At 42.0% G+C, this 20,753-nt stretch carries 18 protein-coding genes; 8 read left to right on the top strand and 10 right to left on the bottom strand.

All coding sequences use genetic code 11. The features are described from left to right. Nucleotides 1-140: 140 nt before the first annotated feature. From clpX to AAEY87_RS11930, 3 genes are all read left to right on the top strand, one after another. On the top strand, nucleotides 141-1,415 hold the full coding sequence (gene clpX, locus AAEY87_RS11940; protein ID WP_068038108.1) for an ATP-dependent protease ATP-binding subunit ClpX: 1,275 nt from the start codon (nucleotides 141-143) through the stop codon (nucleotides 1,413-1,415). Nucleotides 1,416-1,849: 434 nt separating this feature from the next. After that, complete coding sequence (locus AAEY87_RS11935; protein WP_350657351.1) at nucleotides 1,850-2,863, top strand: SDR family NAD(P)-dependent oxidoreductase; 1,014 nt, start codon at nucleotides 1,850-1,852, stop codon at nucleotides 2,861-2,863. A 317-nt stretch (nucleotides 2,864-3,180) separates the two neighbouring features. After that, on the top strand, nucleotides 3,181-4,143 hold the full coding sequence (locus AAEY87_RS11930) for a c-type cytochrome (RefSeq protein WP_068329567.1): 963 nt from the start codon (nucleotides 3,181-3,183) through the stop codon (nucleotides 4,141-4,143). Nucleotides 4,144-4,252: 109 nt separating this feature from the next. On the opposite strand, the gene AAEY87_RS11925 is transcribed toward AAEY87_RS11930, so the two are convergent. From AAEY87_RS11925 to argS, 3 genes are all read right to left on the bottom strand, one after another. Further along, nucleotides 4,253-5,347: a PTS sugar transporter subunit IIC gene (locus AAEY87_RS11925; RefSeq protein WP_350657350.1), complete on the bottom strand. Its 1,095-nt coding sequence runs from the start codon at nucleotides 5,345-5,347 to the stop codon at nucleotides 4,253-4,255. A 135-nt stretch (nucleotides 5,348-5,482) separates the two neighbouring features. Continuing rightward, complete coding sequence (locus AAEY87_RS11920; protein ID WP_350657349.1) at nucleotides 5,483-6,298, bottom strand: SPOR domain-containing protein; 816 nt, start codon at nucleotides 6,296-6,298, stop codon at nucleotides 5,483-5,485. A gap of 69 nt (nucleotides 6,299-6,367) precedes the next feature. Continuing rightward, nucleotides 6,368-8,197 (bottom strand): arginine--tRNA ligase, encoded by a 1,830-nt coding sequence (gene argS / locus AAEY87_RS11915; protein WP_350657348.1) that lies wholly within the window; start codon nucleotides 8,195-8,197, stop codon nucleotides 6,368-6,370. A 664-nt stretch (nucleotides 8,198-8,861) separates the two neighbouring features. On the opposite strand from argS, the gene AAEY87_RS11910 reads away from it, so the two are divergent. After that, nucleotides 8,862-9,080 (top strand): DUF2788 domain-containing protein, encoded by a 219-nt coding sequence (locus AAEY87_RS11910; RefSeq protein WP_068038123.1) that lies wholly within the window; start codon nucleotides 8,862-8,864, stop codon nucleotides 9,078-9,080. On the opposite strand, the gene benE is transcribed toward AAEY87_RS11910, so the two are convergent. The 3 genes from benE to cmoA form a co-directional block, all read right to left on the bottom strand. Continuing rightward, nucleotides 9,077-10,276, bottom strand: a complete 1,200-nt coding sequence (benE, locus tag AAEY87_RS11905) for a benzoate/H(+) symporter BenE (protein WP_350657347.1) — start codon at nucleotides 10,274-10,276, stop codon at nucleotides 9,077-9,079. The genes AAEY87_RS11910 and benE overlap by 4 nt on opposite strands. Before the next feature lie 100 nt (nucleotides 10,277-10,376). After that, nucleotides 10,377-11,423 carry a tRNA 5-methoxyuridine(34)/uridine 5-oxyacetic acid(34) synthase CmoB gene (cmoB, locus tag AAEY87_RS11900; protein WP_350657346.1) on the bottom strand — a complete coding sequence of 349 codons (1,047 nt, stop codon included), beginning with the start codon at nucleotides 11,421-11,423 and terminating at the stop codon, nucleotides 10,377-10,379. A 62-nt stretch (nucleotides 11,424-11,485) separates the two neighbouring features. Then, on the bottom strand, nucleotides 11,486-12,259 hold the full coding sequence (cmoA, locus tag AAEY87_RS11895) for a carboxy-S-adenosyl-L-methionine synthase CmoA (protein ID WP_068329580.1): 774 nt from the start codon (nucleotides 12,257-12,259) through the stop codon (nucleotides 11,486-11,488). 431 nt (nucleotides 12,260-12,690) lie between these two features. Here cmoA and msrA point away from each other — a divergent pair, with 431 nt between their 5' ends. From msrA to AAEY87_RS11875, 4 genes are all read left to right on the top strand, one after another. Beyond that, nucleotides 12,691-13,212 (top strand): peptide-methionine (S)-S-oxide reductase MsrA, encoded by a 522-nt coding sequence (msrA, locus tag AAEY87_RS11890; protein ID WP_350657344.1) that lies wholly within the window; start codon nucleotides 12,691-12,693, stop codon nucleotides 13,210-13,212. 175 nt (nucleotides 13,213-13,387) lie between these two features. Continuing rightward, the gene (gene tmpT, locus AAEY87_RS11885) at nucleotides 13,388-14,053 is read left to right on the top strand and encodes a thiopurine S-methyltransferase (RefSeq protein ID WP_350657343.1); all 666 of its coding nucleotides are present in this window, start codon (nucleotides 13,388-13,390) and stop codon (nucleotides 14,051-14,053) included. 68 nt (nucleotides 14,054-14,121) lie between these two features. Further along, nucleotides 14,122-14,835, top strand: coding sequence for a DUF1499 domain-containing protein (locus AAEY87_RS11880; RefSeq protein WP_350657342.1), 714 nt, complete (start codon nucleotides 14,122-14,124; stop codon nucleotides 14,833-14,835). Between the two features lie 255 nt (nucleotides 14,836-15,090). Next, nucleotides 15,091-16,533, top strand: coding sequence for a lytic murein transglycosylase (locus tag AAEY87_RS11875; RefSeq protein ID WP_350657341.1), 1,443 nt, complete (start codon nucleotides 15,091-15,093; stop codon nucleotides 16,531-16,533). A 153-nt stretch (nucleotides 16,534-16,686) separates the two neighbouring features. On the opposite strand, the gene AAEY87_RS11870 is transcribed toward AAEY87_RS11875, so the two are convergent. From AAEY87_RS11870 to AAEY87_RS11855, 4 genes are all read right to left on the bottom strand, one after another. After that, on the bottom strand, nucleotides 16,687-16,986 hold the full coding sequence (locus tag AAEY87_RS11870; RefSeq protein ID WP_068038150.1) for a hypothetical protein: 300 nt from the start codon (nucleotides 16,984-16,986) through the stop codon (nucleotides 16,687-16,689). A 360-nt stretch (nucleotides 16,987-17,346) separates the two neighbouring features. After that, nucleotides 17,347-18,408 carry a DUF4062 domain-containing protein gene (locus tag AAEY87_RS11865; protein WP_350657340.1) on the bottom strand — a complete coding sequence of 354 codons (1,062 nt, stop codon included), beginning with the start codon at nucleotides 18,406-18,408 and terminating at the stop codon, nucleotides 17,347-17,349. Between the two features lie 166 nt (nucleotides 18,409-18,574). Next, nucleotides 18,575-19,543 carry a glutamate racemase gene (gene murI / locus AAEY87_RS11860; protein ID WP_350657339.1) on the bottom strand — a complete coding sequence of 323 codons (969 nt, stop codon included), beginning with the start codon at nucleotides 19,541-19,543 and terminating at the stop codon, nucleotides 18,575-18,577. A gap of 185 nt (nucleotides 19,544-19,728) precedes the next feature. Further along, on the bottom strand, nucleotides 19,729-20,430 hold the full coding sequence (locus tag AAEY87_RS11855; protein WP_068329588.1) for a DUF1285 domain-containing protein: 702 nt from the start codon (nucleotides 20,428-20,430) through the stop codon (nucleotides 19,729-19,731). Between the last annotated feature and the right edge of the window lie 323 nt (nucleotides 20,431-20,753).

The raw sequence follows: 20,753 nt of genomic DNA, 5'->3' as shown, positions 1-20,753 counted from the left end.
TTTCCAAAAACTAAATTTAACGCGGAAGATGAGCGTAAGTACTACGCCTGTAGACTTCGCGAGTCTGACCAGTTTAATGACTGTGTGTTTGCTTGTTTTTTGGGAATGGTATGAGTTTTAAATTTTAGGAGTGCCTGTATATGGCAGAAGATAACAACCCACATTGCTCGTTTTGTGGTAAAGCCAAAAGCGAAGTTAAGCAACTAATTGCTGCTGATGATGCCAATATCTGTAACGAATGCATTGAATTATGTACTGATTTAATCGCTGATAGTGCTACCGATGATGACTCTGATGGCGATATCGATACCTCATGGGTCAATAAAAAATTGCCAACGCCTAAAGAGTTGCGTGCCAAGCTTGATGAGTACGTTATCGGTCAAGACGCTGCTAAAAAGGCGTTAGCTGTTGCCGTTTATAACCATTATAAGCGTCTAAAAGTCAGCCAAACCTTAGCTAATGACAGTAAAAAATCTAAAATTGGCGCTGACGATGCAATGGTTGAGTTGGCTAAGAGTAACATCTTGCTAATTGGTCCAACTGGCTCTGGTAAGACTTTACTGGCGCAAACATTGGCGCGTCTGCTAGATGTACCTTTTGCGATGGCTGATGCTACTACTTTGACCGAAGCAGGTTATGTCGGTGAAGACGTTGAAAACATCGTACAAAAGCTATTGCAAGCGTCTGACTATGATGTGAGTAAAGCTGAGCAAGGTATCATCTATATTGATGAGATTGATAAAATCAGTAAAAAAGGCGATAACCCGTCTATCACTCGTGATGTGTCAGGCGAAGGCGTACAACAAGCCTTGCTAAAGCTCATCGAAGGTACGGTAGCTGCTATCCCGCCACACGGTGGACGTAAGCATCCACAGCAAGAGCTGATTCAAGTAGATACCAGCAATATCCTCATCATCGTTGGTGGTGCATTTGCAGGTCTTGATCAAGTGATTCAGCAGCGCACTGAAAAAGGCGGTATTGGCTTTAATGCTGATGTGAGCTCAAAAGATGATAGCCGTCGCAGCTCAGACTTACTACAACAAGTTGAGCCAGAAGATTTAATCAAGTTTGGTCTTATTCCTGAGCTGATTGGTCGTCTACCCGTTCTCGCTGCATTACAAGAGCTTGATGAAGAAGCCCTTAAACAGATTTTGACAGAGCCTAAGAATGCTCTAGTTAAGCAGTACAAATATCTGTTCGATATGGAAGGTGCTGATATTAGCTTTACCGATGAAGCGCTTGCTGCTATCGCCAAAAAAGCTATGGAGCGTAAAACGGGTGCCCGTGGTCTGCGCTCTATCGTTGAAAATGCCTTACTTGAAACGATGTATGAGCTACCATCAATGAAGAACGCCAAAACAGTAATGGTTGATGAGCAGGTTATCAACGAAGGTAAAACACCTAAAATTGCTTAATTTATTGTTCAGTTAAGACAGTTAATTATCATTAACTGGCTATCACTGTAGAAAAAGCGTCTAGCATATCGTGCTAAGACGCTTTTTTTATGTCTGTTTATTTGTCTTCACTGAATCCTCAAAATGTCCATTACACCGAAAATGACAGCTGCGTCTATTAATGATAAGTAGATAAAATTAAAATCATGCTAAGGTAGATGTTCTGTTTAAATTCTTATATTTAGCTTATGTATTCTAGCGTAAATTGCACGTTTGAATACCTACTATAGTCGATTCGCTTTAGAACCGATACAGTGCTGCTGGGATATATTTTGCGCAGCCTCTGTCAGCGTAGACACAGCAAGCAAGTAAAATTTATACCAGTAGCACGACAATATTGACGTATCGATTTTATTTCGAACTGACTACACCTATGATACAAAGGACTGTATATTATGCTTCGTAACCTGACCTCTATGGCGAGCTCATTACGCCAACACTTGCCTTTTTCATCCAATCAAGACCATGACATTGCTCCCTATTATCGCGATCATGTCGGGGCTATCACTGGTGCCGGCTCTGGCATGGGGCGCGAGATTGCCATTCATTTAGCGCAAATGGGCTGTCATGTCGCGCTATCCGATATCAATGCTGAGCAGTTGACACAAACCAAGGATTTACTCGTTGGTTACGATATAAAAGTGACCACCACAATACTCGATGTCTCAGACAATAAAGCGGTTGAAGCTTGGGCAGATGAGGTCATGAGCAATCATGGCAAAGTAAATTTTATCTTTAATAATGCAGGCGTGGCACTCTACTCTACCGTAGAGGGCAGTAGCATTAGCGAGCTTGAATGGGTAATGGATATCAACTTTTGGGGTGTGGTTTATGGCACTAAGGCGTTTTTGCCACTGATTAAAAACAGTGTGAAACAAAGCGAAATTGATTACAGTAATGGCAAAAAAAGCAAATCACGCCAGTTTAATGAGCATGGTCATATCGTAAATATCTCAAGCTTATTTGGTTTGACTGCTCAGCCTTCACAATCTGCTTATAACGCCAGCAAATTCGCTGTACGCGGCTTTACCGAAAGCCTGCGCCAAGAGTTAGATATCCAGCGCTGCGGCGTGTCAGCAACTTGTATCCATCCAGGTGGTATCAAAACCAATATCGCCAACAGTGCACGCGGTAATGACAGCATAAACGACATTGGCATGCGTACTGGCCCCAAAGCTATTAGAAGTTTTAATAAGTTTTTGAAATTTGATGCCAGCGAGGCCGCTTGGATTATCTTGCATGCTACCGCGACCAATCAGCCACGCTGTTTGATTGGTAATGATGCCAAGATGATAGATGCTGTACAGCGCGTATTTCCAGCGAGTTATAGTCAAGTGTTAAACGATGTTAATAAGTTGTCTCGCAAGCTAAAACCGCGTCGCAATAAAAAACCAAGCATGGACAAATAATCTATTCTAGAAGTTATTACTCGTAAAAAAGCGCTTAAACACTAGCAATGTTTAAGCGCTTTTTTTATCAATAGAATAATAGAAAGGTTCTTATATTTAATAAAATTAAATTAACATTTATCTTAAATATAAAAACACTTTACGTTTTTATATACTTTACATATTTATATTTGATACAATAATGTTACTGGCAACTCACAGATTGATTACTTATTCAATCGTTTCCACGAAAATTAAGTTTATTATTGTCATCATGCAGATTAAGTTATCACGAAAATACGGATTTACATATTATTTTTTATAATAAGGATATTCCAATGAAAATAATTTTACGAACCAACTTAAGGGTCAAGCCTTCCCTTTCCATCCTCATGGCTGCTATCCTTACTATTGGTACTGCGAGCATGACAGCTTGTAGTGAAACTGATACCAAAGCTGTTGACCGTGTCGAAGAAGCTGAAGCCTTAGCACGAGTAAAATCACTTGAAGCACGTGCAGCAGAAATTAGAGAGGACATGATCGCAAAGCCAAGTGCCAAACTAACCATTAGCATGCCAGATGAGTCTACTATTCCAAATGATGAATTTGGCGCAGCGGTACGCCGTGGCCTACAAATTGCCAATCATACTTATAAAGAATTGCCAGATAACGTGGGCAACCAGCTTAACTGTACCAGCTGTCACTTGGGCAACGGTTCAGAAGCCTACGCTGCACCTTGGAACGGTATGCCAGGTATTTATCCTATTTATCGCACACGTGCTGGTCGTGTCAATACCATTCAAGAGAGGATCAATGGTTGTTTTGAGCGCTCAATGAATGGCAAGGCGCTTGATTTAGGTTCAGATGATATGAACGCAATGGTGTCTTATATGAGCTGGTTGTCGCAAGACTTACCTTACGGCGTCTCACCTGAAGGCCGTGGCTTTGTTAAGGTAGATAAAACCTTAGAGCCAAACAGTGATAATGGCAAAAAACTATTTGCTGAAAAATGTAGCGTTTGTCATGGAGAGAATGGAGAAGGTCAGTATAACGATGATGGCACCTATGTTTATCCAGCTGTTGCCGGAGACAAGTCCTTTAACGATGGCGCAGGTATGGCACGAACTTATACCGCTGCATCCTTTATCAAAGGTAAAATGCCATTTGGGCAAGGCAACTCGCTAAGTGATCAAGAAGCGGTCGATATTGCTGGCTACTTTACTCATTTACCACGCCCTGTAAAAGCTAATAAAGATAAAGATTGGCCAAACGGTGATGCCCCCAAAGATGTTCGTCGTTAAAAAGGCGCTTAAGATATAGCCAAAATTTCCCGTATAAAAAGCCCAGTTAATTTAGATAGCTGGGCTTTTCTATTTTAGAAATCATTAAAGATATTCAAACTTATAAAGCTTAAGGCAGCTTCATATCACCAGCAACTAACCAGCCCATACGGCGCATCACATAAGCGACTGTTCCAGCAATCACAGCTGGTAATATAAACATTAATAAAATAATCGCTGTCCATAACTCCGTTGTGCTCATAATACCTTGCGACGCTTCAATAACGCCAAACACGCCGACCAGTCCCGCAGTTCCCATACCAGCGCCTGTAGCCGTACAGGCTAGTCCAAAGCCTACCGTCGCGATAGGACCGACGATGGCGCTAGCGATAACTGCTGGTAATAGTATTAGCGGCTTTCTTAATACATTAGGAATTTGTAGCATACTCGTGCCGAGACCTTGAGATACTACACCACTCACACCGTTATCTTTGAAACTGGCAACGGCAAAGCCAATCATATGTGCTGCGCAGCCAACGACAGCTGCCCCACCAGCCAAACCACCAAGCCCAATGGCAATACAAATCGCCGCGCTTGAAGTTGGCAGTGTCAATAAAATACCAACCACCACTGCAATGACAATACCCATTAATAATGGTTGTAGCTCAGTGGCCGCTTGGATACCTTGTCCAATGGCATCGACAGCAGCGACGATAGGTGGATTAAGTAGCGCACAGACCAATAGAGCAACACCACATACTAATAACGGCACCAACAAAATATCGAGCTTAGTCTTACCCGCGACCCAAGTACCAGCGCGATAGGCGAATACTGAGGCCAGATACGCCCCTATCGGATTACCAGGTAAAGCCACAAAGGTTGCAGGTCCGCCCACTTGCGACGTGAAAAGCGTCCCTGCCATTAGTGCTTCAGAATGTGCCCCAAGCATGCCTGCTACCAAGCAACTGAGCATGACTAACGTTGGTGCTTTAAGGTAATAAGCAATACCCACTCCGATACCAGCGCCCATCAAAATCGAAGCCAGCTTGCCGACAGCGACCAATGCGGGCAAGTCTAACCAGCCACCGATTTGTGAGATGATAAGACCAGCAATCAGGGTGACAAACAGACCTAGAGCCATACCTGTAAAGGCATCGATAAAATACTTTTGAAAAAATGTTTTAATCATGCCAGTAGATGCTGTTGCGGAGTTAGATACAGTCATAGCTATACTCTTCGTGGATGTTTGATAAGCAAGGTACAATAAAACAGCTGAGTAAAAATAAGAGATAAAAAAAACGTCATTACGACGCTTTTTTTATCATGAACAGATGACTAAAACTATTATAGATAGTTAAAACTAACGACGCTGCTCAACGATAATAGAGTCGATCCCATTATTTTGTAAGCGCTGCTGTGCAGTGGTCACTGCTTGACGGCTATTCATCGGGCGCGAAATGACTTGATAAATTGGCAAACCATTACCCGTCGTATTTTTCACAACTCTAGCGTCTACACCAGCCATCAGTACTTGCGCACGGCGGCGATCGGCTTCATCCGCATCACCGAAGCTATTGATTTGCAAAATATAAGTGGCAGCAGGTTTAGCTTGTTGGATGCTTGCAGTACCCGCACCTGTGTTATTTGCTCGGTTTGCCGTATTTCCAGCAGGCGCTGACCCATCATAGGTTGCATCTTCTTCGACAATAACAATATCATCGCCACTATTGTTAGTTGCCGCACTATTACCACGATTAGGCTCAATAACGGTGCTTTCAGAGATACCGAAGTTACCTGTATCATCATTGCGACTGGCAGAGTTATTTTTAGGCTGAGTGACAACCACATCTGGCTCAAAAGCACCCATATCACCTACTTGACCGTCACCTGTCTCACCAATATCTTCATCAGGAATAGTGGCCATTTCTTGATTGGGCAAAATATCATAGAACTCATAATCGCTATTATCAGTATCGGTCTCAACACGTTGTTGTACCTGACGATCAGGGTCTGTCCCAGCAGTGCTATCAGCAGGACTAAAGTTAAATAATGGTGAGAGGTATAAAAATACCCCGATCATAAGGGTTAATATGGCCCCGACAAACATCCATAATAAGCCTGATACGCTACTTGATTTGCGCTTTTCAGTCGCACCTTTAGGTTTTTTGGCTAGCATGGATCTCTTTCTCCCTACTGAATCTATCTATCATAATCAAATTATTGCTATCAGTCGCCTGTATCTGTACTACATGCTAGACGGTGCAGACAACCCTAATAAACTAAGCCCGTTGGCCAATACTTGACGTACGGCTTTAGACAAACGTAGACGCGCTTGCATCAAATCAACTTCTTCCTGACTTGGCGTCTCACCTGAGGTCAAGCTTACAGGCAAAATACGATTGGTGTCATACCAACCATGAAATAACGCGGCTAAATCTTTTAGATAATTGGTCAATACATGCGGCTCGTAACCTGTCGCGGCTCGTAGTAATGTCGCCGGATAACCTGCTAGTAGTTTAATCAGCTCATCTTCATTAGGGGCAGTGAGCAAGTTTTGATGCTCAAGACCAATCGCATCGTTCACAACAAGACCGCTTTTTTGCAGCTTTTCTAACACTCGGCAAACACGCGCATGTGCGTACTGGATATAATAAACTTGGTTATCTTTACTTTGTGATTTGGCAAGCTCTAAATCAAAATCAACATGTACTTCAGGTTTGCGTGCCACATAATAGAAACGCGCCGCATCATTACCCACTTCGTGACGCAGCTCACGTAAGGTGACAAACTTGCCCGAACGTGACGACATTTGCACTTTTTCACTACCGCGCCATAATGCCACAAACTGTACCAATACCACATCAAGACGTTCAGCATCGATACCAAGCGCTAATAGTGCCGCTTTTACCCGTGGTACATAACCATGATGGTCTGCGCCCCAGACGTTAATGACTTTATCAAAACCGCGATCAAACTTGTTTTTATGATAAGCAATATCAGAAGCAAAATAGGTCGTCTGACCGTTAGCACGGCGTACAACACGATCTTTTTCGTCACCGAAATCAGTCGATTTGAACCAAATATTACCGTCTTTTTCGTATAGATAGCCTTTTTCATCTAACACTTGCAGGGCAGGTTCAATCTCGCTATCAATAGATCTTTCACTGAACCAGCATTCATAGCGTACGCCAAAGTCGTTTAAGTCGTCTTTGATATCGGCTAAAATACTACTTAATGCCGCATTTAAAAACAGCTCATAGCTATCGCCAAGCAAGGCTTTGCTGTTGAAAATAAGCCCATCGATGTGCGCTTCTTTATCGCCTGACAGCAATGTCTTTTCGCCATCAGCGTTTATCTCAAACTGAGCATCTTCTGGCACATCTTTAGCAATTTCTGCAAAGCTATGTACATAGCTATTACCATGTTGCATTTTTAATGTCTGGGCAATATCACTGACATAGTCACCTTGATAACCATTGACTGGGAATACTATTTGCTCACCATTGGTCTCTAGATAACGTAAATAAGTACTGGTCGCCAAGATATCCATTTGACGACCGGCATCGTTGACATAATACTCACGCGTAACGTCATAACCGATTGCTTCAAGCAGGTTTGCCACGCTCATACCGAATGCGGCACCGCGTCCGTGACCAACATGTAGGCTAGACGTTGGATTGGCAGAAACGAACTCAACTTGTACTTTTTGTCCTTCAAACTGATCGCTTAAACCAAAACGCTCCTGCAACTTAAAAATATCGTCCAATACGGCAAATTTAGCTTCGGCATTTAAGAATACATTAATGAACCCCGGGCCTGCGATTTCTACTTGGCGAATATTTTGGTTTTCAGGTAACGCGCTGACAATCTTTTCAGCAAGCTGACGTGGGTTGGTCTTAGCTGCTTTGGCAGCCGTGAGCGCGATATTACTAGCAAAATCACCATGACTAAGGTCTTTAGTACGAGTAATTTGGCTATTATTCTGCCAATCAGCTGGTAGCTCACCATCAGCTTGTAGGGTGCGAATAGCATCATTAAATAGGGATGCTAGCGTATCAATTTGGGCTTGTGACATAGGGATTTGAACTCAATTAAATAAACAACAAAAAACAGTATGAAATGTAGTGAATGCGCGCAGTCGATAACTGCTTATTATAATATAGTTGATTCAATTTAAAAGAGGGTCAAGGCAACCGAGTGCAGATGTATAAGTAATACTTCAAGCGAGGTTAATGCTGTAACTCTTTTATAGTGGATTGACTATAGCGACTGACTTTGTAGGGGAGAAATTAGTGTAAAAAGATAAGTAACCTGTAAATATAACAATCTTTGCGCTTTATTGCACTATTTGCACCAAAATTAGCGCTAAAATCTTACTGTTATGATAGCTGGCACTGATAATTAATATAGATAACAGACTTGTCAGCCTTTTAATTTAATTTAGGCCAATTTAATACGGTATGAATAGGATGATATTGCTAATTGGCGATGATAAATTTGCCATGCTAATTGTAGCGTTCCTGTTGCCCCACTAATAGCGACAGTTTATACCAACTCACTTCCGCGTTATAATGACGGTTTGTATTGTACTCCTCTATTTACTGCTCGTTTATTTTATTTATCACTGCTTATTTTATAAGTGGTGACCCGCTTTCTTTGTTAGGGCGATTGTTACGAAAAGAAGCTATAGAATAATAGATATAAATAGAGGACACGTTACTACTTTATAGGATTATGCCATGTTTGCTATTGCTGCTAGTACCGTTACCAGTTGGGGACTGTACGTATTGCTACCCATATTTATTGCGTTTCTATTCTTTATTGTTTGGGATATTTCTAAAAAATCCGAAGCCGGTCGTGCTGGTACTTTTTGGATATTTTTAGCTTTGGGAGCAGGTTTTGTGGGCTTCTTGCTCAAGCTGCTATTAGAAGTCGCCTTTAAAAAGTGGCTGATCTAAGCCTTTATCGTTGACGAATGCATAATACGCTCTAATACATAATAGGCAATCATACCGATAAGCACACCCCAAAATACCGAGCTCAACCCTAGAAACTGCATACCAGATGCAGTGGCTAAAAAAGTAATCAAGGCCGACTCTCTTTGACTGTCATTTTTCATCGCAATATGAATATTAGCTGAAATAGCGCTAATTAGTGCAAGTCCTGCCAGCGCTGCAATCAACTCTTTAGGTAGCAGGCTAAATACCGCCACAATACTACCAGCGAACAAGCCTCCTAAGATATAAAAGATACCGTTGGCGATACCAGCAATATAGCGCCTGTCTTTACATTCATGTGCATCTTTTCCGGTACATAGAGCGGCAGTAATAGCGCCCAACGCAATGGTAATGCCACCGACGCAAGCGACTGCGATAGAAGCAACGCTAAAAACACTTACAATAGGTTTCGCTGGCGTGTCATAACCACTCAACCTCAGGATAGCCATACCGGGCAAAAACTGTCCGCTTAAGCTGACAAGAATGAGCGGAAGCGCAAGGTTGAATACCGAGCGCCACGTCCATTCTGGCGATATAAATTTAGGTATGGTTATTGCCAAGTTAATATCGACAGGATTCATTTTGCCAAATAAAACACTTAATATAACGCCGCATGACAACACCCAAATCATGGTATATCGTGGTGAGAAGCGTTTGGCCAATAAATAGCACGCCAACATACTAAAGACGATGACAGGCATGGTATCCATCGCCACAAACAGATCCAAACCAAACTGAAATAAAATACCCGCCATCATGCCAGCGGCAATACCGTTTGGAATCCACTTTAGGATCTTATCAAATGATCCGGTGATACCGACTAAAAAAATGGCAATGGCAGAGACAATATAAGCAGCAACCGCTTCATTGATGCTCATCTGCGGAAATAAAGTGACAAGTAACGCTGTACCAGGCGCCGACCAACCAGCCACGATAGGTGTTTTATATTTGATAGATAAATAAATACCGGGTATGGCAGCACCGATAGAGATGCCCCAAATCCAAGACGCCATCATTGCATCGGATACTTGCGCTGCTTGCGCCGCCTGAAAAAATATAACCAACGGCCCAGCATAAGCGATAAGCACGGCTAAAAAACCGGCTACCGAGGCGGACAATGACCAGTCTTGTTTTAGGGTTTTTATTAAACTTGCCATATTGCGTCCTTGCAACTCAGCAGTAATCAGTCAGTATGTTTATAAAAAAGCATATGACCTTGATGGTCAGCAATTAATTAGCAGCGTTTTCTAATCGAAGTTACTTGTTGGCAATGATGGTCGCGCGCATCGGTGCAGGATAACCTTCCAAGGTCTTTGTAGCATCATTGGGATCTAAGAAATCTGCTAATGAATGATAAGTCATCCATTCGGTTTTGCGCTGCTCCTCAGTCGAGGTCATTGCCACATCGACGCAACGGACGTCAGTGAACCCTGCTTTTTCTAACCAACCGATTAATGCCGCCACCGACGGTAAGAAATATACGTTATTCATCTGCGCATAACGGTCATGCGGCACCAGTACGGTATTAGCATCGCCTTCAATGACTAAGGTCTCAAGCACCAACTCACCGCCTTTTACCAGTTGCCCTTTGAGCTGTTGCAAATGCTCAAACGGTGACTGACGATGATACAGCACACCCATGCTAAATACCGTATCAAATAACTGACTGTGCTCAGGCAAGGCTTCAAGCGGTACAGGAATGTAATGAGTACGATAGCGGCCTGTCTCATGGGCATCGGCAGTACCAACGAAATGACGAATCGCCATAAACTGATGGTAAAACAGACATGACGGATCTATGATGATAACCGTATCCGCGCCTGCCCCTGCCATACGCCAACCATGATAACCAGAGCCGCCACCCACATCGAGTACACGCCGACCTTTTAATGTGCCCAAATGCGGTGCGACTCGCTGCCATTTCCAATCACTATGCCATTCGGTATCGATCTTAATACCTGACTCATCATCGCCAAACTTACCACCAATTTGAAACGGCCCTTTACGCCACGGCATTAGCTGCTTGAGCAGTGCTGTCGTTTGTTTGCGCTGAGACTCATTAAGACTTGCCTCAATCGTTAACGTATCGCTGTTGAGATCGACAGTATTAACGGTTAGTTCTGGCAAACGCGCCACCGACGCTTGGTAAGCAGGCGCATGCGCATAGTTGGCTTTGTCTTTTATATCACCTAGCCATTTCGGCAATTGCGCCAGCCACTCATAAGCGCTTGGCTGCTGCTGCGCTAATGCGAGCAAGGTTAAATACAGTTCACGTTCGGCGTGGAGAATAGTGTCGTTAAGCATAAAAGCGGATTACCATGTTGATCGAAGGATATTATAAAAGACTATATTGCCAAGAATAGTTTTTATTTAAACGCCACAATAGAGACAAAGTTTAAGAACTGAAACCACGTAAGATGACGCTCAAAACCAACCTGTGTTAAACGCGCATGATGCTCGTCTAAGGTATCGGTAATAAGGACGTTTTCTAGCGCATTACGCTTGCCGCTGATTTCCATTTCAGTATAGCCATTGGCGCGTTTAAAATCATAATAACGCTCAACCAACCACGCATCGTATTGTTCATCAAAAGCATGGGTCTTTTCAGTCAGCACCAATATGCCGCCCTCGCTCAAGGCGTTATAGATATTCTCTAATACCGCCACCCTATCAGCAGCTGGTAAAAACTGTAAGGTTAAGTTTAAGATGACCATATCACATGGTTCAAGCTTGACATCACGAATGTCAGCAGTGATGACTTCAATGTCGTGCTCAGGATAATTATCACTCAGTAAAGTAGTCGCTTCAGTCGTCATCGCTGGTGAGATATCAATCGCTTTAATCTGCAAATCTTGCGGCTCAAACTCGCCTGCCAACGTCATGCTTGCTGCACCAAGTGAGCAGCCCAAATCATAAATACGACTGACACGCTGACCGCTATCATCTTGTTGACGATACTTACAATGACGACGGGCAAATATAGGCAGCATCGCCAACACTTGACCATAACCAGGGACACTGCGGCGAATCATATCAGGGAAACAAGCCACCACCTGCTCATCGAAAGAAAAGCGTGCGGCTTTATCCAGTGGCGTAGTGAATAAGGTGTCATGTTTGATAGCAGGCTTGGCTTGGCTCATGGTGCGACTCGTTTTTGATTTTTGGTTTCCATAATGGAACTTTGGTTGGGGATTATTCAGCAAATTTGTTTAATGCTATAGTCGATTCTCTTTAAAACCGAGAAAGTGCTACTGAGATGAATTTTTCGCAGCCTCTGGGAACGCAGCACGCAAGGAAAATTTATACCAGTAGCACGTGGCTGTTAACGGATAGATTTTATATCTCACTGACTATATGTGACTAATAGCATTAGCCCAGAGCAGACTAACGTAGCAAAAGCCCATTATAACATTACTGTTTGTTACTTATCGCGTTTGGCTCGCCTGTTAAGCTGATTAAGTAGAGCTAAGGGTAATAAATTATTGAAAGCAATAAGTCATTGAAAAGTGAAAACATTGCAATCAAATAAAGACCTTAGCTCACCTTTATAGCAATAATAATAGGAAAAACTATGCAAACCATTATATTAGGCGGTGGCTGTTTTTGGTGCACCGAATCAGTATTTTTATCAGTAAAAGGTGTGCAATCTGTTGTCTCAGGTTACATGGGTGGCGACGCGGTATCTGCTAACTATGAAGCGGTCTGCAGTGGCAACACCGGACATGTTGAAGTTATCAATGTTGAGTTTGATGAATCCATCGTACCGTTAGAGGTAATACTCGATGTGTTTTTTGCCACCCATGATCCCACCACGATGGATCGTCAAGGCAATGATGTTGGTAGTCAGTACCGTAGCGTGGTGTTTTACACTGACGAAGATCAAAAACCAACCGTTGACCGTACCATCAATAAATTGCGCGATATGGGCGTCAATGTGGTCACAGAAGTACATCCTGCTGTTGAATTCTATCAAGCAGAAGAAACCCATCAAGACTTCTTTAACAGAAACCCAGGACAAGCTTATTGCAACTTTGCGATACCACCAAAGCTTGCCAAATTACGTAAAGAATTTAGTAAATACATGGTGAGCTAAACGGCAGTTTAAATAAAAAGTTATTCATTCGTAATAAATTTCTAGCGTAGTATTTAATTAAGGCCAAATGCTTATTATATAAGTGTTTGGCTTTTTAATACCTTTAGCATTATCACTTAAAAGGTTATTATAAAAACAAATAATAATATAAACCTTAACGAATAAAGGCGAACGTATGAACCCTGAATTTTGGCAAACACGCTGGCAGGAAAAACGAATCGGTTTTAATCAGTCTGAGGTTAATCCGTTATTAATAAAGCACTTTAACCATTTAGACTTGCCTGCTGGTAGCCGAATTTATGTGCCTTTATGTGGTAAGTCGATTGATATGGTTTGGCTAGCAGCACAGGGCTATGACGTGGTTGGCGTTGAATTGGTTGAAACAGCCGTACAAGAGTTTTTTGCTGAGCAGAATATCACCCCTACCGTCCATCAGCATGCGGGTAATCCAGCCGTTAAATATTATCAGGGTCCGCTTGCAGAACAGACAGTCACGCTATGGGTCGCTGATATTTTTGCGTTGACTGCTGAAGATATCGGTAATGTTGATGCAGTGTATGACAAAGCCGCATTAATTGCTTTGCCAGCCGATATGCGTCCATCGTATAGTGAGCAAGTACGGCAGCTAAGTCGCAATACTTCACAAATTTTACTAACGTTAAATTATGATCAAAGTAAAAAGGATGGACCGCCATTTTCAATTAATGGCCCACAAGTGCAGCAATATTACGGTAGCCATTATCAAATTACTGAGCTTGAAAGCGTCGTCGCAAGTTTACATTCAGCGCCAAAGTTGGCAGTGACAGAGCATATTTGGCTGTTGAATAATAAACGAGATTAATTAGCGCCATGACTAAGCAATAATCAAATAATGGTTAAGCAGTGATTCAATCATAACGGAGAAATCTAATGAAAATTCTAGTTAGTCTCGTCAGCTTAATCGCCTTTTTGCTGGTCGCATTACCAGGTCCGCTTTATAAATTTGGTATTCTTGACTTAGGTACTGCATTTACAGGGTTCAAATTTGGCGTGTTTGCTGGTATCGCTGCACTTGTACTGCTGGGTATACAAGTGTTATTTAAGCGTGATACAGTCAGGCTTAGTAGCGCATTGACAGCAGTGGTACTTTCTGCGATTGCTATCATTATTCCACTTAGCATGATGAATACTGCTAAAAGTGTACCGCCTATCCATGATATTTCGACCGATTTAATTAACCCACCTGAATTTGTGGCTATTGCCCCACTACGCGCTGACGCACCAAATCCTGCCGCGTACGATGGCATTGAGACTGCAGAGCAACAACGTGATGCCTATCCTGAACTGCAAACACTAACCTATACGCAACCAAAGTCTGAACTAATGGAAGCTACCGAAAAAGCCGTCAATAATTTGGGCTGGGAGCTCGTAAATAATGATGCGAGCGCAGGTATCATTGAGGCCACAGATACTACGACATGGTTTGGCTTTCAAGATGATGTCGTCATACGTGTAACTGATGAAGGTAGCGAACGTCTGGTCGATATTCGCAGTAAATCACGGGTTGGCGGTAGCGATTTGGGCAAAAATGCTGAGCGCATTCGTACCTTTATTGAAGAGTTGAATGTAGTTTTGGGAAAGTAGTTGGTTTTAAATATGAATAGCATTTTATTGACTCCAAACTATGTTTGGGGTTGATGTCAAAAACTATAACTGTGCTCTATCCAAAACCTTCTCCTAATCTCACACCTATATCAATCTATAGTAATTATTTATAGCCTTAGTACTTCGATACCTTTTCTTTATCGTTAATATTGGTTACTCTAAAGCACTATTGTCATACTATATTTTTGAGCACTTTACTTAGTCTGTCACACTTTACGTTTATAGGATATTTTCATGCGTTTGACTCCATTGTCCACCCTATCTTTATTGGCTGCTGCTATTGGCTTTAGTCTAGCCAGTACTGCCCAAGCCGCTCGACCAGAAGCACCAAATTTATCCAATGCTGAATTTCAGCAATGTCTAGATGGCTTAAAAAACTCGAGTAAATTCCGCGGTGTTAATAGCTCTACCTTTGATAATTATCGTCCCACTCAGCCTGACCCTAGTGTCATTCAGTCGTTAAACTATCAACCAGAGTTTCAAAAGGACGTCTGGGATTATCTATCAGTATTGGTAGATAAAGAGCGCGTAGAAGATGGTATTCGTGCCAAGCGCCAATGGGCAGATACTTTGCGTAGTATTGAATTACGTTATGGTGTTAAAGCAGAACACGTACTGGGTGTATGGGGCGTAGAGTCGAACTTTGGGCAGACATTAGGCAAAAAACCATTGTTTGAATCGTTGGCTACCTTATCTTGTTTTGATCGTCGTCAAAGCTACTTTCAAGGTGAATATGCCAACGCGCTCAAAATCGTACAAAATGGTGATATCGCACCAAACGACATGACTGGCTCGTGGGCAGGTGCTTTTGGGCAGACGCAGTTTATGCCAAGCACCTTTTTAGAGTTGGCCGTCGATTTTGATGGTGATGGTCGTCGCGACTTAGTCAATAACGTGCCTGATGCGCTAGCTTCTACCGCGAATTTCTTAGATAACCGCGGCTACCGTACCGGTGAGCCTTGGGGCTACGAAGTCAAATTGCCTAACGGATTTTGGGCAGCCTCCAATCGTAAAGATAAAAAATCGATGAGCCACTGGCGCGATCAAGGTTTAACGCTGGCTAATGGCAATTCGTTACCTTCTGATCTTAGCAGTGCAGGTTTGTTACTTCCTGCTGGTATTGAGGGTCCTGCGTTTTTAGTCGGTAAAAACTTCGATACTTTTTATTCGTATAATGCTTCAGAAAACTACGCGCTTGCCATTGCCCATCTATCTGATTTGATTGCTAGCGAAAATAGCAGTAAGACTGACTTTATAACGGCATGGCCAACGGATGACCCAGGTATCAGCCGCCAGCAAGCTAAAGATATCCAACAAGCCTTATTAAATGCTGGTTATGATATTGGCGGTGTCGACGGCATCATTGGGGATAATACTCGTACCGCTATACAGCAGTATCAATCTAGCCGTGGTATTTTCCCAGCTGACGGACGTGCAGGGCAAAAGTTCCATCGCCAAATCATGCAAGGTCATGTTCAACCAGGAAGCTCTCGACCTTCTATGCCAGCACCCGCTGATCGTATGGGTCAGCTGATTCAACAGCAGACGACGATTACCCCAAGTAATCCTTCATATGCATCACCGAGCCAGCCTGCAACCTCAAGTAATGTCCGCTATCGTCGTGTAGTCGGTATTGATGGCGTAACGCGCTTAGTCAGAGTCGATGAAGGCTCATAATTGCAAATAGTAGATTAATATTATTTTCGTTTAATTATTCAGTTTAGTCACAAAAAAGCCACGCTAATGATAGCGTGGCTTTTTTATATTTTTTGGTTGCTAGGAGACTTGTGCAAAGATACCTACCTAATAATGTTGATACTTAAGCAACGTTTAAACGATAGGTGGTGGATTCGGTTTGCCGTTGTCGCCATCCCAGTTGTCGCGAGCTTTTTCATCTAAGTCAGCAGGCGTTTTTGGCTCCCACTTACCATTTTCTTTCCAAGTTGCATCGCCCCAATCATTATCTTCCTCTTTCCTATCCAAGTCCTTATAGGCTTGACTAGGATCAATGCCGCGACGTTTCATGTCTGCCACTTGCTCTTCTAATGTACGAAACTGATCGGCATCATGCATAGCTTTTTCTAGGCCATCAATTTCATGATTTAGCTCATCATGTTTAGAGTTAGTCATTACGCTCTCCTTTAATAGTTTAAAATATTTGGTTCAATATGCAAAATTCCACAAAATCATTTTTTATAGATATATTATAAAAACGCTTTTTTATAAGTTTGCTTTATTTATAAAGGTTATTCGCGTCGATCAATCTGTTTGCTAACAGACTAACCTTATCTACTACCCTATTATCGCCAGTGTATAATAGATTAACAACCGCTGACACGTATGCTTTGTATTACAAAACGTAGTCTGTCATTGTCTATCATAGACAACGATAGCACTTACTGATTTTGTCGGCTAAATACTATGAAAGGTAAACATCAATAATGCATTTATATGAATAATTTAACGTACAGAGTAGATTAGTAGATTTACTTACTGTTGGTTCTCTTCAAATAGCTTTTTGGCATAGAAAGTTAGCTTCCATAATTCTTGCGACGTTCTTGCACCTGAAGCTGTCAATTGAATCCAATTCGCAGCAATTAATAGGTTCTGTAATTTGTTTAAGTCATCTTGAGCAATTTGACAGCGCGAGACTGCATGAACATTGGGCATCTTTTTTTTGATATCTTTATCTGCCTTAACAGCGATTAAGCGATTTAGACAGCCTTGTAAACCGTGGCTGGAAAAAGCCCCAGGCATTCGTACCAGCGCATGTAACACTTGTTCCCAAGTCAGACTCGTTGTCATTGTAATATCGCTTAAGTTACCACCCTCATAAGCTTGAGCACTGTACTTCATATCGAATTTTTCTAATAGATTAATTGATTGCGTTACGTTATCCGTCACATCATCGCTTTCAGTTGGCGGGCTAATGAGATTGTCGGTAGGATTATAGGATTTACGAATTACGTCAGTAGGAGTACCCGTTTCTAGCGTAGAGCCTTGCTGAGTTAAATTACTCTGTATGAGAGGCTCTTTAATATCATCTGCTTTTACCCAGCTTGGTCTCAGATTCCATTTAGCAGCTACATTGTTATAAGCGGTCTTGAGAAGCTCATCGATATTAGTATTGTCATCATAATAATAGACATCTTCTACTTGTTGCTCGACCAGACGGGTAAAATCATGCAGTTGACGCCCCGTGTCAATATCGTGACTTTGAGATTTAATAAAAATGAGCATGGGTTTGAGCTTCGCTTTAGAACTCAAATAGCTCAGATGCATTTGGCTGACCCCTAAATTCTGTGTCGTGCCATAGCTGTCACCTACAATAACGACCGTATGATCGCAAGAGTCAATACATTGCCGCCCATATAAAGAGGCTTGCGGCAGTCTAGGCGAAATATCATAAGTTAAAAACGCGCGCGATTGAAAAAACACTGCCAAACCGTCTAATATTAACGGCTGCTCATGGGCTACGCATATTATATGAACGTGATAGCGACGACTTTGCAATATAACCTCTACAACGACAATGATAGTAATGACAGTCAAAAGCGCCTAAACAACTTATTTTTTACAAACTTTAACCTAGCACAATCTTAGCAAAATACAGGCAGTTTGTGAGTGCTTTATGTCAATTATTCTAATAGTGAATTATTCTGATAATGATAGTATGGTGAACTGCTATAAATTAATGTACGAAGACTCAGCCTAACAATCAAAGCATATACTGGATTTGTGTTTGCACCCCTAAAAGACGCGTTATCAGCCTATCCAGCTTATCATCATGTTTAGTTGCATAAAAAATCAGTGGCGGTCTTTCGTTATTATGAGTCGTTACTGAAACCTTGGCTTGAGCTAATAGGTTTTTTTCAGCAAGCAAAGACTGTACACGTGCGGCGATGGCCTGTCCTGAGTCTACCACTTGTATGGCTAATTGCTGCGCTTTAATCTCATTAATCAAAAACTCTTTAAAAAAAGGATAATGAGTACACCCTAACACTAGGTAATCGACCCCAACATGCGCAAAACATTGTACTTGTTGTCGTAAACGTTGCGCGACCTCAGATGTCTCTGGCATTCCAGACTCTACCCACGGCACCAGCTGCGGATCAAAGTATTTGGTTACTTGAGTACCATTGGGCATCGCAATATTAGTAATAACTTGATTGAGCAATGTTCCATCTAAAGTAGCTTTGGTAGCCAGTACTGCCACATGACCACTATTGCTAGCTATTACAGCAGGCTTGAGTGCTGGTACTAAACCAACAATAGGAAGGTTTGGATAATGGCGACGTGCCGCTTCTAGCCCATGAGCAGAAGCACTGTTACAAGCAATAACGATGAGTTTACAGCCTCTTTGGTATAGCCATTCTACTGCTACTAGTGTCAGTTTTTCAATATCTTGGCTATCACGATTGCCATACGGTACGTGCAGAGTATCAGCATAATAAATATAACGTTCAGCAGGCAGCTGCTGTGCTAAATGCAGATAAACAGAAAGACCACCTATCCCTGAGTCAAATAGACCAATCGGTGCCGAGCTAGTTTTACTGTTAGCTATATTCGCTGACCTGCCTTTGCTAACCAAAAGACTGTCATCAACAAAGGGTTTATTGATAAATGCTCTATCATTAGCAGAGAGTCTATACGTTATTGAAGGCGAGACGGAATCGGCAGTACTCATAGGATAGTACTGCCATTATGGTATATTTTATAATTGAGATATTGCCTAGTAGGCTGGATATATTGGTTCACAGTGTATTGCCATGCAATTTAGTAAAGGAGGACTATAAAACATACCTATTTTAAAACATGCTAGCGTTTAGCACACAGTTTTGTACATTAATTCATGCTACAAAAAGTGAAGAATTAACTATCAGGCATTAATAGTTGATAAGACTTGCCACCACTTTCTAAAGTGAGTATCACTTCATCGTTCTGCTCTGTCAACTTACCAATTTCTGTTAAGTGATAAAACGTATTACGACCGATGAGGGCCGTTAAGTCGTTACGAACAAGCATATAAGGACGCACTTGCTCTTTTGCAATATCTTCTTGAGCTACGGTTGGCTTATAAGAGCGTAGTTCAATAGGGTGCTCGTTATCTAGACGTACCACATCACCAGTCGTGGTTGTAAACTCTAACCAGCTTACTCCATTCTCAGTGACAATGCCCACATCATTAATCAATAGCGGTACATCTTCAACTTGAATGCGCAGCTTTTGCACTGGAGTCTTTAAAAAATACTCACAAGTACCATTACTCTCTTCTTTCCACAGAATAGTCGCAAATAAACTCACTAATGACTGACGGGTCACCAAGCCACCTTCGTGCCACCATTCGCCATTGGCCTTAATGACCAAATCCATATCAGCAACCTGCTCTGGATGCCACTCATCAAGAGGTGGTATAGAACGTCCTTGACGCGTACCGGCTGAAGACTTTAAGTAGTTACTAAGGGAATCTAAATTGCTCAAATCTTGGGTGGTTCCACTATTATTTACGTTGTCAGCTATAGAACTACTTGCTAAATTGCCAGTTTCAACACCATCATTTATATTACTACTCATAGCGTTATTTCCTAATATTAGTCAGAGTTTGGCAACGACAGCATTACTATTAATTTTAGTTTCGGGTATGATAAAACGATTAGACTTTGTATGCTCATCGTATTAGTCTTACCTTAACACCGATATCTATAAATGCGTATCGTGTTTGTAGGACTTTTCTTTTATAATGAGTAACGATTTTTTATTAAAATGATGATAGGTATGTCGTTTTAATCATCCCTTACTATGTTGTTCATTAATATGATCTCAATGACGATATTGTCGATTAATGCCGCAAAGACAGTTTTTATCGGGCAGCCACATGTCTGAGAGGTAACCGTGTC

Source organism: Psychrobacter sp. S1-30-MNA-CIBAN-0213 (assembly GCF_040309845.1).
In the GTDB taxonomy this organism is placed as follows: domain Bacteria; phylum Pseudomonadota; class Gammaproteobacteria; order Pseudomonadales; family Moraxellaceae; genus Psychrobacter.
The sequence above is the reverse complement of the archived record's forward strand: the minus strand, read 5'-3'. Positions and strand labels throughout refer to the sequence as shown.

Coding starts and splice junctions, on each gene's coding strand:
- clpX (WP_068038108.1), top strand. CDS start 141: ATGGCAGAAGATAACAACCCACATTGCTCGTTTTGTGGTAAAGCCAAA.
- AAEY87_RS11935 (WP_350657351.1), top strand. CDS start 1,850: ATGCTTCGTAACCTGACCTCTATGGCGAGCTCATTACGCCAACACTTG.
- AAEY87_RS11930 (WP_068329567.1), top strand. CDS start 3,181: ATGAAAATAATTTTACGAACCAACTTAAGGGTCAAGCCTTCCCTTTCC.
- AAEY87_RS11925 (WP_350657350.1), bottom strand. CDS start 5,347: ATGACTGTATCTAACTCCGCAACAGCATCTACTGGCATGATTAAAACA.
- AAEY87_RS11920 (WP_350657349.1), bottom strand. CDS start 6,298: ATGCTAGCCAAAAAACCTAAAGGTGCGACTGAAAAGCGCAAATCAAGT.
- argS (WP_350657348.1), bottom strand. CDS start 8,197: ATGTCACAAGCCCAAATTGATACGCTAGCATCCCTATTTAATGATGCT.
- AAEY87_RS11910 (WP_068038123.1), top strand. CDS start 8,862: ATGTTTGCTATTGCTGCTAGTACCGTTACCAGTTGGGGACTGTACGTA.
- benE (WP_350657347.1), bottom strand. CDS start 10,276: ATGGCAAGTTTAATAAAAACCCTAAAACAAGACTGGTCATTGTCCGCC.
- cmoB (WP_350657346.1), bottom strand. CDS start 11,423: ATGCTTAACGACACTATTCTCCACGCCGAACGTGAACTGTATTTAACC.
- cmoA (WP_068329580.1), bottom strand. CDS start 12,259: ATGAGCCAAGCCAAGCCTGCTATCAAACATGACACCTTATTCACTACG.
- msrA (WP_350657344.1), top strand. CDS start 12,691: ATGCAAACCATTATATTAGGCGGTGGCTGTTTTTGGTGCACCGAATCA.
- tmpT (WP_350657343.1), top strand. CDS start 13,388: ATGAACCCTGAATTTTGGCAAACACGCTGGCAGGAAAAACGAATCGGT.
- AAEY87_RS11880 (WP_350657342.1), top strand. CDS start 14,122: ATGAAAATTCTAGTTAGTCTCGTCAGCTTAATCGCCTTTTTGCTGGTC.
- AAEY87_RS11875 (WP_350657341.1), top strand. CDS start 15,091: ATGCGTTTGACTCCATTGTCCACCCTATCTTTATTGGCTGCTGCTATT.
- AAEY87_RS11870 (WP_068038150.1), bottom strand. CDS start 16,986: ATGACTAACTCTAAACATGATGAGCTAAATCATGAAATTGATGGCCTA.
- murI (WP_350657339.1), bottom strand. CDS start 19,543: ATGAGTACTGCCGATTCCGTCTCGCCTTCAATAACGTATAGACTCTCT.
- AAEY87_RS11855 (WP_068329588.1), bottom strand. CDS start 20,430: ATGAGTAGTAATATAAATGATGGTGTTGAAACTGGCAATTTAGCAAGT.